This window comes from Vibrio splendidus (genome assembly GCF_003345295.1).
Classification (GTDB): Bacteria; Pseudomonadota; Gammaproteobacteria; order Enterobacterales; family Vibrionaceae; genus Vibrio; species Vibrio splendidus_K.
In genome coordinates this window covers 324602-338203 of record NZ_CP031056.1, presented here as the reverse complement: position 1 = coordinate 338203, position 13602 = coordinate 324602, and the positions used below count along the sequence as shown (strand labels likewise).

Here is a 13602-nt window from a genome sequence, read left to right as displayed (position 1 = left end):
GAACTCGGCTTAGTGGCCACGTTAGGCACAACGATTGCTGCTATCTGCGTAAGGAAAATGGCGAATGTGGAATAGAAGGTCGTAGTGCTAGCTTATCAAGTCATATTCGTGGGGGGTGTTGCGCTGATTCCGCCGCTTATCGAGTGGCAATGGCCGACGTGGTATGAGTTGGTGCTGTTAGTGTTGGTCGGTGTTATTTCTTCTATCGGCCAATGGTTTGGTGTCAACGCTTACAAATGGAGAGAAGCGAACATGGTTTCGAATGTTGAGTTCTCACAGATAATCTACTCATGATTCTTGGTTACTATTGTTTGCCGAGTTGCCAAACACCATAACGCTGATTGGCGCCGCGGTGATTGTTTTCAATGCCATTATGCCTTTTATAATCCAACTCAAGAAAGGTCAATAATTCACGGCTCCATTTGCCCCTACCAATTCGATAGGGACGAAGGCATCCCAACATCAATGTTGCTCAAAATACTGATCATGCTGTGATTTACCAGATTGGTTTTGAGTTCTTGGGTAGAACTGAACGAGCGTTTGATCAGCTAAAGTGAGATGAATCCAGCCCTCTTTGACTCTCAACCAATTGGTGCCGTTGGTCTCATAGACGGAAGGAAAATTGCCCCAGCCTGACTCTGATACCTGCAACTCTTGAAAGCGGTCTATCGGCGTTAGCTTATTGCTGGCAAAATCTGCGTCGGCATAGACTGATAAAGGCTCAATGGCATCGTTTGGCTTAAACGTGTAACAGCTCACTGCGGCTGAAGTGCGATCAAACCATTGGTAGGGTTGTGCGCCTGTTAAATCATAGACCGTACAGTCGTTAAATTTAATGGCCCACTCTTGGCGATTCACAAAACCTAGGTAACCTATAGGTTCTTGTGAGAATGGATCACCCCCTAAGACAGTATCAGAAACCGAGCATCCCATAAGCCCAAGGCTAAAAATAAAACTCAACATGCGCTGCATATAAACGTCCTGTGTTTAGTGGGAGTGAGGGTCAGCAAGCCCCTACACATCTTAGTATCCTAACATCTTATGATGCTATCAGGCTTGCGTTGATGCGAGAGCTCAATAATCGACGTCTATCCCAGCTAATCTAGCAACTCGATACCAACTAAACCCTAAATAAAAACATCACTGATAGTGATACCTGAAATCATCACGGCTCTATTTTTAGACCCCTTAATCACATGCATAATGTTCACAAGTTAATCAAACCTTGAGAGCATCCATGAAAAAAACCACCCTAATTACCCTTATGGCATTCGCTTCTTCAGGCCTTATTGCCGCTGAAGTAACAAAAGAAAACTACGTTGAAGCAGAAACGGACTGGTACTTTTCTGGCGTACAAAACAATGCGGGGGTAAACAAATGGATGCACGACGCCCCAGTAAGTATTGATAATCAGCAAGTCATTCGATCAAACCGAGATGTGGTGTACTCGATTGCAATTGTCGACGTATCACAAGGCGCTACCTTTACTGTTCCAAACTCAGAGCATTACCAAATTATCCACCTGATGGATGAACAACACCTATCGCACCAGGTCGTGTCTCGTGGTGAATCACTAACTATCAATGCTGATGATATCAATGGTGAGTATGTTTACCTGCTCGCGCGCACCAAAATTTCAGGTGATGACACCGCCGAACGTCAAGCTCAGTTACAGATCGAGGCTAATTCATCGCGCCCTTATCAAGGAAAAGGCTATTCAGAAGCTGACGTACAAACACTACGCAATCAGCTAGTCAATGAGTTTGTGAAAGGCGAAGTGAAGATCATAGAACACATGTCTTTTGTGAAAGAGATTGAGCAAGCGGACCCAACCTCATATATCTACGCGACAGCTGTCGGTTATGGAGGTCTGCCATCATACGAAGCTCAATACTTACCATACGTGGTGGGTGGTGGTTCAGATAAAGCGTGTCAAACCTTCAACATGCCCAAGCCAGATCTTGATTATGCAAATGGCGGTTTCTTCTCACTCACCACTTACGATACTGCTGGTTGGATTGTAGAAGATAATTTCTACATCGGACACGAAGATATGAAAGACAACGGCGACACCTTTGAGATCGCATTTAACTGCCCGAAGTTGTCGCATTCAATCGATGTAACAGAAGGCTGGACCGGAGTATGGCGCTTCTACAAACCAAGTAACGAAATGGAATTCATCGAATTTATCGACAGTATTCGTTCTGTCAGCGTTCAGTAATCTGACGCTTCGAAGTCACTGAATTTAACAAGGAGGGCTCCCCTTGTTTCAAACGAATCCATTTTTGCAAAGATATTCATAAGGTAACACATGAAAAAGACTCTTCTGGCAGCACTTATCACCATGACTAGCTTTTCTGCATTCGCAGGCACTTCATGACCAACATGGCAAAACGTGAAGGTATCAATGGCATCTTCCACTTTACTACCTTAGCTAAAGCCGAAGATCGTTGGGGCTTTTTAATGCGTGCCTATGGCGCTGACGTTCAGGCATTCAAACAATACAACATGCCAGAAATAGAGCCAGCAAGCTAAGGGCTGACTTTACCGCGAACGGTTAGCATAGACTTTAAAGCTTCAGGTCAGGCTATAAAGCTCAAGGTCTGAATTTAACACCAAAGTCAGGCTTTAAATAAATAGCTTAAAACCATACTATAAACCTTCTACCTCAGTAGAAGGTTTTTTTGTTTCTAAAACAAGCCACCCCACAGGAGCATGTATGGATTACAACCTGATCAAAGTATTTGTTGCATTAAGTCAGACTCGCTCACTCACCAAGGCCGCAGAAGCCATTGGCATGACCCAACCCGGTATTAGCATGGCATTAAAAAAGCTAAAATCGGAGGTTGGCTATGAACTCTATATACGCAAAGGTCGTGGAGTGGAACTGACAGCCGAAGGGCTTTGGCTAGCAGAGCGATTTACTCACGCCGAGCAACTTCTCGACGTAACAGGTAATGCCGCGAAACCGGTAATCCACTGCACCGAGTCCCTGTTATACCTATTAGAATACAAGATCTCAGGTCACTTTATTGAGTCTCCTCTGAGCGATGAGCAGCTCATTGATGATTTGACATCAAGAAAGGTCCACCTAGTCATCGATCATCTTCCAAGGCAATCTAGCGCCTTAATTTCCGAGCCTGTCCATCAAGAAAGAATGGTCGTTATCTGTAACGAAAACCATCCTCGCATCCAAGATCAACTGTCCGCACAAGACTACTTAGCCGAGCAACACGTAGCAATAAAGATGAAGCGCCAAAGTATGTCTGCCTTCGATTACTTACTGGTAGGGCAGCCACAACAACGTGACGTGGTTGTAGAGACGAGTTCTATCGCCAGTATGATGTTATTAGTTGCAGAAAGTGATCGACTAGGCAGCACATCAGAAAGCATGTATCAAAGGTGGGGAAAGCGACTTGGCCTCAAATCGTTTGAATTTCCATTCGAGTTTACCTCTGTAGACTACCACCTCACTTATCACCGTCGCTATCTCAATGATGCAACCCATAAGCAGTTGCGAGAACAAGTGAAACACTGCTTCGAGATGAATAACTAAAAGCTAACTGTACTCTTCTCAATCAAACCAGTGAAAACCCGCCATCGATGTCTCGATCAAATCTAACAGCCACTTGTACTTAGCAGAGTACTGATTAAACCACTACACACTCAATAAAGAGCAATGCAACAGGTGCTCATTGCTCTTTTAATATAACGAATTAGCAGGTTTGCTTTGTTCTCCCTATCAAGCCGTAAGTTCCAAGCGATTTCCATCAGGATCGAGTATACAGCTCTCATAATAGCCATCACCTGTTCTTCTTGGACCATCTAAGCGCTCATAACCGTCTTGAATCAAGCGGCTTGTTAACTCATCGACCGCTTGTTCCGACCCCAATGAGATGGCCATATGAATGAAACCGGTAAATTGATCATAGATATCATCTTTCGATTCAGGAACCGAATCCATTTCCATGATTTCTAATCGGCTACCACTCTCGAAAGAGAGGAAGTAGGAAGAGAAGCCTTTAGTTGGGTTGCGATATTTCTGGTTAGACGCCGCACCAAAGTAATCTTCATAAAACCGCTTAAGTACTTCGAGCTGTTTTGTCCATATTGCGATGTGTTCAATCTTCATTTTGTTCACCTAAGTTTGATGTCTAACACTAGATTACTCATCAAATCAGGATCAATAAACAGAACGAAATTCATCGAATGTGTTCCTGTTTAACGGTCAGTTGAGTTATCAAAATAACAACAAGTAGCTGAACAGTATTAACATCTAAGTTTGTGTAATAGTTATCTTTCCTCCATAGTCAGTGTTTTACACATTCTGAGATATAAGCCGTGAACTTTATAAAACTAATAACTCTCGCTGCGATATGGGGCGGTTCGTTTCTGTTCATGAGAATTGCCGCTAATCCGCTGGGCCCTGCGGTGCTGATTGAAGCGCGAGTTCTGTGCGCTGCCGTCACTCTACTCTTGGTTTCTTTTTATCTGAAAAGGAAGCTTTCTTTTAATGCCCATGCGAAACACTTTTTCATTCTTGGCTTGTTTAATACTGCACTTCCCTTTTTGTTTTTCGCTTATGCAGCGCAAACACTGAACGCCTCGACACTGGCTATCTTGAACTCTACCGCGCCAATATGGGCGGCGATCATTGGTGCGATATGGACAAAAACAACACTCGATGCAAGAGTTCTATTAGGGCTAGGGATTGGGGTAACGGGAGTTGGCGTGTTAGTTGGTTGGGATGCGATGAACATTGGCCGTGAGGCTGTGCTTCCTATCTTTGCGGCGGTGATGGCGGCCTTTAGTTACGGAATAGCGTCGAACTATACCAAACAAGCACCCAAAGTTGAGGCTTTCAACAATGCTCATGGCAGCATGTGGGCGGCGGTATTAATCGTGTTGCCGTTTGTCTTCTTTATGCCGATGAGAGAGGCTCCGGATCTAACCATCACCACATCGGTGATCTTATTAGGCGCCGTATGTACTGGGCTTGCTTACTTGCTTTACTTCAATCTCGTTTCTGAATTGGGTGCGCCTTCGGCTCTGTCTGTCACCTTTTTAATTCCAGTGTTTGGCATCTTGTGGGGCAACCTTTTCCTAGACGAAGCGATTGGCCTTAACACCATTTTCGGTTCGGTTCTTGTTATTACCGGCACCATGTTAGTGACCGGTATGACGCCTTCTAAGATAATAGAGAGCGTCAAACAAAAACGAGCAGCAAGAGCGGCTCGTTAGTCGGCCATGTATTGTTGAATCCTGTTTCTTAACCACTGATGAGCAGGATTCAAATCGGTTCTCTTATGCCAAATCATATACTGCTTCATGGGCAAGACCTCAAACGGCTGGTCGAGAACTTGCAATTGGAATCGCTCCGCAAACTGATTAGCAAAATCACGAGACGTACTACCAACACAATCAGAGCCAGAGACCAACACACACATCGTCATCAATGAATCACATTCGGAGCTGACTTTTCGCTGTTGTATCGGGCTTTTCGTAAAGTAATCTGCGGTATAAAGGCGAGAACGACGCATTCTGAAGGTGATGTGTTTCTCATGATAATACTGCTCTTCCGTCACCGATCCATCAATCCTTGGGTGCCCTTGCTTGGCGATCAATACGAGCTCATCTTCGATCACTTGCTGGTTCATATAACCATTCACTTGTGGATAGTGAATATCGATCGCTAAGTCGGCTTGCTGCATGCTCAAACTCTGCAGCAGATCTTCTTCATTGCTTGGCACCATATTGAATTCAATCGAGATGTTACCAAGCGTATCGTCCTTTTCCACAAGGGGCTGAAGCTTGGTTAAACCGATCTCGTTGACCAAAATTCGAAACACATGATGCTGCTGATTATCGAATTGCTTCAAGGTACTAACAGCGCTGGTGATTCCCTCGAGTGCAGGTTCCACTCGGCTTGCTAGTTGAACCGCAGCATTGGTTGGAATGATCCCTCGCCCTTCACGAATAAAAAGATCAGTATCAAGCTGAGATTGGAGTCGCTTCAAAGCTCCACTTACCCCGGGTTGAGTCATACCAAGCGATTCTGATGCAAGCGTGATCGACTTTAATCGATACACTTCTAAGAACACGCTCAATAGATTTAAATCCAACTTTTCCACGTCGCTCACCGTTACTCTCCCTGTCAATGTGGTCTTAATCAATCATAGGTCAGGATTCGTCTTCGTTCCCCAACCATTGCATGACTCAATACATAGCCAATCGTGATGTATTAAATAAAGCTTACTTTATTTTTTACTATATGTCTTATTCCTATAATCGCCTCAACGAAACAAAATTCTGAAATGAAGAGGCTCTTATGACAACTTCTCGCACGTTCAAAAATGCATCACTATTCCTAGCTATCTCGCTGGCATTCCCTGCGATTGCAGCTAACCATGACCACGCACACTTCAGCGAAATTGGCGACCAAGGTGGCAAAAGCGCAACCGAGATGACCACTAAAGCAAACCAAGAGTTCGCAAAAACACTTAACTTTGCCGACACTCGCGCTTTCGACAATAACAATAAAGGTCTTGTTGCTAGCTTTGATCAAGAGACGGGTGACATCATTCGTAATAGCTTTAACTTCATCGATCCAAGTGTAACGAATGCAGACCAAGCACCAGATTCGGTAAACCCTTCACTGTGGCGCCAAGCGGTATTGAACCAAGCGGCGGAAGGTTTATATGAAGTTGTTCCGGGTAAAGTTTACCAAGTTCGAGGCGCGGATTTAGCGTCTATCTCTTTCATTCGTAGTGACAACGGTTGGATCGCCTACGACGTTCTTCTTACCAAAGAATCAGCCGCCAAATCACTCGAATTCTTCAAGAACAATGTGCCTGATGGCGGTGAACTGCCAGTCGTTGCAATGATTTACTCTCACTCGCACGCTGATCACTTTGGTGGCGCAAGAGCAATCAAAGACGCGTACCCAGATGTAAAAGTGTACGGTTCGAAAAACATCACTAAAGAAATCGTCGACGAAAACGTATTAGCAGGTAATGCGATGTCTCGTCGTACTGCTTATCAATATGGCGCAACCCTGAACCGACACGAACACGGTATTGTTGATGCGGCACTGTCTAAAGGCCTATCAACCGGTAGCATTACTTACGTCCTGCCAGACTACGAACTGAACCATAACGAAGAAATTGAAACTCTGGTTATCGACGGCCTAGAAATGCAATTCATGGATGCTTCAGGTACCGAAGCGGCATCTGAAATGGTGACCTACATTCCAAGCATGAAAGCACTTTGGACTGGCGAACTGACCTACCAAGGCATGCATAACCTATACACACTTCGCGGTGCAAAAGTACGTGATGGTTTGAAGTGGTCGAAAAAAATCAACGAGATGTTAGTCACTTGGGGCGAAGAAACAGAGGTGCTATTTGCGTCTCACTCAGCCCCAATCTGGGGTGAACAAGAGATTTCTGATTACCTAAAAATGCAGCGCGATGCTTACGGTTTTACTCATAACCAAACGCTTCGTTTAGCCAATAACGGTGTGGTTCTACAAGATATCGGTGACGAGATTTACAAGGTAATGCCAGACAGCATTCAACAGTCTTGGCACACCAATGGTTACCACGGTACTTACTCTCACAACGCTCGCGCTGTGTACAACATGTATCTTGGTTACTTCGACATGAACCCAGCTAACCTAAACCCATTACCAATCGAGCCAGAATCGGTGAAGTTTGTTGAGTACATGGGCGGCAGCGATGCTGTAATTGAGAAAGCGCAACAAGATTTCCAAGAAGGCGAATATCGCTTCGTTGCAACAGCACTGAATAAAGTGATTCAAGCTGAGCCAGAGAACAAAGTTGCACGTGGCTTATTGGCAGATACTTACGAGCAGCTGGGTTATCAATCAGAAGGTGCAGGTTGGAGAAACATCTACCTAACGGGCGCTCAAGAACTTCGTATTGGCACACAACCGGGCGCACCAAAAACTGCATCTCCGGATGTGTTGGCTAACATGACCATTGAGAACTTGTTGGATTACTTAGCGGTAAAAGTGGATTCATTGAAGGCTCAAAACACGCCATTTACGATGAACATTCAATTACCTGATGTAAAAGAGTTCTACTACGTTGAAATGTCTAACGGCAACCTGAACAACATCCAAGTATCAGAGCTGCAAGATGCGGATACCACACTGATCATCAATAAGTCTGACGTGTCTGATATCGTGCTGAAGAAAACAAGCCTTGGAAAACTGCTAGAAGATGGCCAAGCGGGCGTGAAAGGTGACAAATCATCACTTAACAAACTGCTGTCTTCATTGACTGAAGCTGATACCTCTTTTGAGATTGTTCCTCGTCCAAACAAAGGCGAAGAAGTAGACGCTGAGTTGTACCAAGATTCACACGAGCACGCTCACTAGATAGCTCTAAGGTAAAATAATCACAACGTCAAACTGGCCTAAATAGGCTGAAACAAGGCTAATACGACCAAGCCTCAACCATTAAACTGGTTGAGGCTTTTTTGATTTTAGCTTTATTCGATATCAAGAAAATAAATGAGAAACCCCACTCACAGCACTCAAAAAGCATTGAGTAAATCTTCTTATCAAGCCCAGAAAAACAGTACTGTGTTTGTTAAACCACACCCTTGTTTCACGGTTTATCAATCGCAATACACATCCGTACTTTCTATATCTCAGCATGTGAAGTAGTAGAAACTTTGTGCAATCAAACTTTGTTATAAAAGTTGTCCGGACTCTTTATTCAAGGAAGGAAGATGCGAAAAAAGATCATGATTACAGGTGCGACAGATGGTATCGGTTTAGAGACCGCGAAAATGTTAGCCCAACAAGGGCATCACATCCTTATCCATGGACGTAACCCAACAAAACTCAGCAAAGTAGAAACCGGCCTTTCTCGATTATCCAAGGATGCGATTATCGAAAGTTATGTTGCTGATCTCTCTTCTCTTTCTGAAGTTGAAGCCCTCGCCAACCAAATAAAGTCGAAGCATGAAGAGCTCGATGTACTCATTAACAACGCTGGCGTCTACAAGGTTTCCGAGATCACCACCAAAGACAATCTCGATGTCCGCTTTACCGTCAACACCATTGCCCCTTATTTACTGACTCAAAAGCTGCTACCACTTTTTGATGCCAACGGTCGCATCGTCAATCTATCTTCAGCCGCTCAGTCATCGGTCGATCTCGGGGCGATAGTCAGCCCAAACCCTGACACTTTAGATGGCCCTATCTACGCACAAAGTAAGTTGGCGTTAACGATGTGGTCAATCCATCTTGCGCACCAATTAGGAGATCAAGGGCCCCTAATCATTCCCGTTAATCCGGCCTCATTTCTTGGCAGTAAATTGGTTAAAGATGCGTATGGTTTGGAAGGCAATGACTTAGGGATTGGTGCTGATATCTTGTGCAGAGCGGCACTGTCGGAAGAATTTTCTGATGCCTCAGGACGGTACTTTGATAATGATTCGGGATTATTCAAAGACCCTCATGCAGATGCATTAGATACGGAGAAAAATCAAAAGCTGGTGACAACTCTCGACCAGTTACTGGCAGAACAGCTCGAGCTGAAATCCCACTCTCGCTAGCCAGATACAATACAAGGAGTGCTCCATATTTAGGGGCACCAAAAACCCAAAACTGTCTGATGTCGTGACGAGAGAGCTTCAACTATTATTTCGATAGCATTGAAATGGTTCCTCTCCCAACAAATTGGCATAGCGTTAGCGAAATAGCGACATTACGCGTATTTGATGAAAGCTTGGCTTAACTGCTGAAAAAGTGAATCTACGTTGGGCAGGGGCGTCACATGAGCAGACAACGGAGTATGAACGTACGGATCTACCACGGTTGGGTTGCCGCAAATTTGATTATAAAAATTTACGGGCGCAACGATGTTTTCTAAGTCGACATCTAACAAGATACAGGCTTGTGAAAGTACAATTTGGCCGCCTCCTCGTTTCAACAAAACACGCTGAGCAGTACCCACTATTTTTTGTTTATTGATATTGAGGTTGTACTCACCATCACAATAAGAACCGGGGGTTGCGTGTACATCCACATCGATGTCCAGTTCTTTAAAAAACTGGGTTAAGACATCGCATAAATGTCGATACGCTTTTTGGATATTGTAGGCTTCATCACGAGGCCAATGGTAAATGTGCGATAGGTTAATGATCCCCGGCAGTTGGGGAACGGGAGCGCCACCTGTTTTTCGCGAGGTGAGTTGCCAGCCTTGTGCCGCAAGTTGCTTTCTAGACTCTAACGTCACTGGCCACTTTTTACCCGCAGGCAATACGAGTGTCGGCGTTTTTGCTTGCCAAAGCATTAAGGCTTGCGCAATCTCACCCGCCTGTATTTGCTGCAATAACTCAGCTTCTTTTTCAAACGCACGATCAACATCAATGTGCGGGTAACGTACGAGTTTATTCGTTAACTTCAATGCACTTTTCCTCTACAGATTGTGGTGACCTACCATTTAACGTTCTGCAATGGTTGATGAGATAAACATATCTCCCAAACCCAATCGTACCATTTACTTAATAATACGGCTTCGGGCTTGTTCAACACTCGGGATTTAGTATTGGCTGCGCAACACCTTAATCCTTATTCGTTAGGGCATGAAACTACCCACCTTGCGCTAATTCTTCTTCAATACGCTGAAAATATACGGAAAGCTCGCTTGGTTCACTATGGAAAACTTCGAGCTCACGATCTTCTTCTAGAAACTCAACAATATCTGCCAAATTATCATATGTAAGCTCAAACCATTCTCCACGCACACGCTGCTTTTGAAACGACTTATGAAGAAACTTTTCAAGATAAATAATTTCTCTCGCCAAATGGTCAACCAAATCTGACTCGGCAAAGAAAACCAATTTTAATGTTAATGGGCACCCAGTTTGATGAGTAGAAATTCGCTTTTTAACATCGTTTGCAATTCCAATTTTGTAGTATTGAGTTGTTTCACAACGTACTACGTACAAATATCTTGGAACATCATTGTTAACGACAAACTCTTTGACACTCTGTTCTAACTCCTCATAAGAAGAACCAGAATAATATTCACTATAATCAAACAGTTTTGATATATCATCGTACAACGTATCTGGTACGAAGATTGAACCATATTTTTTCACAATCGATATCACCAACTCTTTCGGCTAACCCTAACGAATGACATGGATTCCCCCTACCGAGGATCTGCCACACTTATGTGGTACTTGAATGCATCGGAGGCACCATGTCTGATTATTCTTATTTCTGCGGTATCGACTTAACTAAAACCACTTTTAGTCTTCATGACGAAGACCAAAATGGTAAGGTCATACTTCATAAATCAGTAACTCGCTCTAAACTACTGACTACAATAGCAAATATGCCACTCAAGCGTATAGCTATTGATCTGTGTAGTGGTACACATTCTTGGGAAAGGGCGATCTAAATTATGCCGTGGCTATCTCCAAAAACGTCCGACATCTTTTCTCGTCCACACCTTGTCTTGATGGCTTCTGTCTGACAAGGTTGTCTGATATGGTGGCGGCAGAACTTCAGCAATTGTTTAGATAGTATTGAATATGAAAACACTAACCATACTTGATGGCGGCATGGGCCGAGAACTCAAAGAAATTGGCGCGCCATTTTCTCAACCACTTTGGAGTGCTCAAGCGCTGATTGAAGCACCCGGTTTTGTCAGCCAAGCGCATCAAAACTTTGTCGATGCAGGTGCTGAAATCCTGATCACCAATAGCTATGCGTGTGTACCTTTTCATTTGGGTGAAGAGCTGTTCGAGCAACGAGGCTTTGAACTCGCTGCACTATCTGGTGAGCTGGCTAAAGCGGTTGCTGAAAATGCTTCTCACACCGTGAAAGTGGCGGGCGCGATTCCACCACCATTTGGCAGCTACCGACCAGACTTATTTAAGGTCGAAGAGGCCGCGCCAATCATCCAAACGCTTTACGATGCCCAAGATCCAAATATCGACCTTTGGATAGCAGAAACCATCTGTAGCCTGCAAGAATTCGAATCCATTCATGCGGTACTCAAGCAATCAAACAAACCGTGTTATTACGCCTTTAGCTTGGAAGATACCAAGGGCGACTCTGCCAGCATTCGCTCTGGCGAAAGCGTAACAGATGCGATCAAACTTGCCTGCCAATCAAACGCGAAAGGCATTATGTTTAACTGCTCAGTGCCTGAAGTGATGGATCAAGCCATTATTGATGCTAAGAAAGTGATTGGTGAGCTAGGCAGTAATTTAGAAATAGGTGTCTACGCCAATAACTTTGCACCGATCAGTAGCGAACATGAAGCAAATGATATGCTTCAAGAGATACGTGAACTGGATGGTCAAGGTTATTTAGTTTACGCAAAACGCTGGTACGCATTGGGTGCGAATATTGTCGGTGGCTGTTGTGGCATCGGGCCAAAACACATTCAAGCCCTAGCCGATTGGAAACGCTCCATACAGAGCTGATCCTGAGTTTCAACTAGAATAAAATAAATAGAGAACAGGTTGAGAAATCTGTTCTCTATTTGTATGTGGCGTCTCTGAGTACACTGATACAAAACAACGATTTGGAGCAACTGATGAGCGACACGCAACGAAAAATTAAATGGGGCATCGCAGGGCTAGGCAATATCGCCAATCGATTCGCAACAGCTGTAACAGAGCACTGTCTGCATGGTGAACTTTATGCGGTTGCCGCGAGAGACCATAAACGCGCAGCCACGTTCGCCAACAAGTTTGGTTGCGACAAGGCTTATGGCTCTTATGAAGAAATGGCGCATGACCCAAATGTTGAAGCGGTTTACATCGCTACCGTTCACCCATACCACCAGCCACTCGCCGAGTTGTTTCTAAAGAACAATAAACACGTATTGGTCGAGAAGCCGGCTTTCACCAATCTTGCTGACTGGCTTGAGATGAAAGCCCTCGCGAAACAAAATGGCGTGATGCTGTTAGAAGCGATGAAAACTGTGGTGTTTCCCGCATATCGTGAGCTTCAATCATTCTTGGTCGACAACAACATTCAGGTAGACTCAATCGAAGCCAGCTTTGGCAACCATCACGACTATGAGCCCGATTTGTTCATCTTCAATCCGGTTTTGTCAGGCGGAGCAACGCTCGATGTTGGGATCTATGGGCTTTGGTTTTTCTACGATTTGTGTCGAACACTGGGTGTGAATCCTTCAAAACCTCAGGTAGAGATGTCATGTCTGTATGAGGGGGCGAATGTTGATACCGATGCGTGCTTTACCTTCTCTGGTGATATAAACGGTAAGATATCGGCATCAACAGTGCAAAACCTTCCCCGATCAGCACACTTGACTGGGCCCAACACTAAGATCACCATTCACGAAAAATGGTGGAATCCGGCCTTTATTGAGATTGAACATCAAGGGCAGAAGTCGACCATCAACAAACGAGTGACGGGTAATGGGTTCGAATTTGAAATCGACCATTTTTCAGACTTGGTGCTTCAAGGCAAAACGGAATCGGATATCCTAAGCTCAGAGGTAACCTCTCAAGTTCTCGATACGATGGAAGAAGCACTCATTAACTCTGGCTATCAACATTTAACTCAACCTCGTCGTTAGG

14 protein-coding genes and 1 pseudogene are annotated in these 13602 nt (G+C 44.4%); 10 read left to right on the top strand and 5 right to left on the bottom strand.

Annotation, left to right across the window (positions count from 1 at the left end; all coding sequences use genetic code 11):
- Positions 1 to 84: 84 nt before the first annotated feature.
- Positions 85 to 294 (top strand): hypothetical protein, encoded by a 210-nt coding sequence (locus DUN60_RS24775; RefSeq protein WP_244212237.1) that lies wholly within the window; start codon positions 85 to 87, stop codon positions 292 to 294.
- A 168-nt stretch (positions 295 to 462) separates the two neighbouring features.
- On the opposite strand, the gene DUN60_RS17425 is transcribed toward DUN60_RS24775, so the two are convergent.
- Positions 463 to 972 carry a hypothetical protein gene (locus tag DUN60_RS17425; RefSeq protein ID WP_054545942.1) on the bottom strand — a complete coding sequence of 170 codons (510 nt, stop codon included), beginning with the start codon at positions 970 to 972 and terminating at the stop codon, positions 463 to 465.
- Between the two features lie 265 nt (positions 973 to 1237).
- On the opposite strand from DUN60_RS17425, the gene DUN60_RS17420 reads away from it, so the two are divergent.
- The 3 genes from DUN60_RS17420 to DUN60_RS17415 all read left to right on the top strand — a co-directional run bounded on the left by DUN60_RS17420 (position 1238) and on the right by DUN60_RS17415 (position 3556).
- Positions 1238 to 2221: a DUF1254 domain-containing protein gene (locus tag DUN60_RS17420; RefSeq protein ID WP_065206629.1), complete on the top strand. Its 984-nt coding sequence runs from the start codon at positions 1238 to 1240 to the stop codon at positions 2219 to 2221.
- Between the two features lie 155 nt (positions 2222 to 2376).
- A complete protein-coding gene (locus DUN60_RS24470) occupies positions 2377 to 2535 on the top strand; it encodes a hypothetical protein (protein ID WP_155758803.1) in 159 nt (52 codons plus the stop codon).
- Positions 2536 to 2719: 184 nt separating this feature from the next.
- On the top strand, positions 2720 to 3556 hold the full coding sequence (locus tag DUN60_RS17415; protein WP_054545944.1) for a LysR family transcriptional regulator: 837 nt from the start codon (positions 2720 to 2722) through the stop codon (positions 3554 to 3556).
- A 186-nt stretch (positions 3557 to 3742) separates the two neighbouring features.
- Here DUN60_RS17415 and DUN60_RS17410 read toward each other — a convergent pair whose 3' ends face one another.
- Positions 3743 to 4132 (bottom strand): VOC family protein, encoded by a 390-nt coding sequence (locus DUN60_RS17410; RefSeq protein WP_054545945.1) that lies wholly within the window; start codon positions 4130 to 4132, stop codon positions 3743 to 3745.
- Between the two features lie 266 nt (positions 4133 to 4398).
- Between DUN60_RS17410 and DUN60_RS17405 the strand changes: the two genes are divergently transcribed.
- Positions 4399 to 5241 carry a DMT family transporter gene (locus tag DUN60_RS17405; protein WP_216609819.1) on the top strand — a complete coding sequence of 281 codons (843 nt, stop codon included), beginning with the start codon at positions 4399 to 4401 and terminating at the stop codon, positions 5239 to 5241.
- Here DUN60_RS17405 and DUN60_RS17400 read toward each other — a convergent pair.
- Positions 5238 to 6140, bottom strand: a complete 903-nt coding sequence (locus tag DUN60_RS17400) for a LysR family transcriptional regulator (RefSeq protein ID WP_065206627.1) — start codon at positions 6138 to 6140, stop codon at positions 5238 to 5240. The genes DUN60_RS17405 and DUN60_RS17400 overlap by 4 nt on opposite strands.
- A gap of 188 nt (positions 6141 to 6328) precedes the next feature.
- Between DUN60_RS17400 and DUN60_RS17395 the strand changes: the two genes are divergently transcribed.
- Positions 6329 to 8401 carry an alkyl/aryl-sulfatase gene (locus DUN60_RS17395; RefSeq protein ID WP_114634509.1) on the top strand — a complete coding sequence of 691 codons (2073 nt, stop codon included), beginning with the start codon at positions 6329 to 6331 and terminating at the stop codon, positions 8399 to 8401.
- 356 nt (positions 8402 to 8757) lie between these two features.
- Positions 8758 to 9588 carry an SDR family NAD(P)-dependent oxidoreductase gene (locus DUN60_RS17390; RefSeq protein ID WP_114634508.1) on the top strand — a complete coding sequence of 277 codons (831 nt, stop codon included), beginning with the start codon at positions 8758 to 8760 and terminating at the stop codon, positions 9586 to 9588.
- A 152-nt stretch (positions 9589 to 9740) separates the two neighbouring features.
- Here the strand turns inward: DUN60_RS17390 and DUN60_RS17385 are convergent, their stop codons facing one another.
- The gene (locus DUN60_RS17385) at positions 9741 to 10442 is read right to left on the bottom strand and encodes a lipoate--protein ligase family protein (protein WP_114634507.1); all 702 of its coding nucleotides are present in this window, start codon (positions 10440 to 10442) and stop codon (positions 9741 to 9743) included.
- Between the two features lie 184 nt (positions 10443 to 10626).
- Positions 10627 to 11139 (bottom strand): GIY-YIG nuclease family protein, encoded by a 513-nt coding sequence (locus DUN60_RS17380; protein ID WP_162808234.1) that lies wholly within the window; start codon positions 11137 to 11139, stop codon positions 10627 to 10629.
- A 104-nt stretch (positions 11140 to 11243) separates the two neighbouring features.
- Here DUN60_RS17380 and DUN60_RS17375 point away from each other — a divergent pair.
- The 3 genes and pseudogenes from DUN60_RS17375 to DUN60_RS17365 form a co-directional block, all read left to right on the top strand.
- Positions 11244 to 11441 (top strand): annotated as a pseudogene (locus DUN60_RS17375) (IS110 family transposase); the annotation flags it as partial.
- A gap of 136 nt (positions 11442 to 11577) precedes the next feature.
- Complete coding sequence (locus DUN60_RS17370; RefSeq protein ID WP_114634505.1) at positions 11578 to 12477, top strand: homocysteine S-methyltransferase family protein; 900 nt, start codon at positions 11578 to 11580, stop codon at positions 12475 to 12477.
- A 113-nt stretch (positions 12478 to 12590) separates the two neighbouring features.
- Positions 12591 to 13601 carry a Gfo/Idh/MocA family protein gene (locus DUN60_RS17365; protein ID WP_114634504.1) on the top strand — a complete coding sequence of 337 codons (1011 nt, stop codon included), beginning with the start codon at positions 12591 to 12593 and terminating at the stop codon, positions 13599 to 13601.
- Position 13602 lies beyond the last annotated feature (1 nt).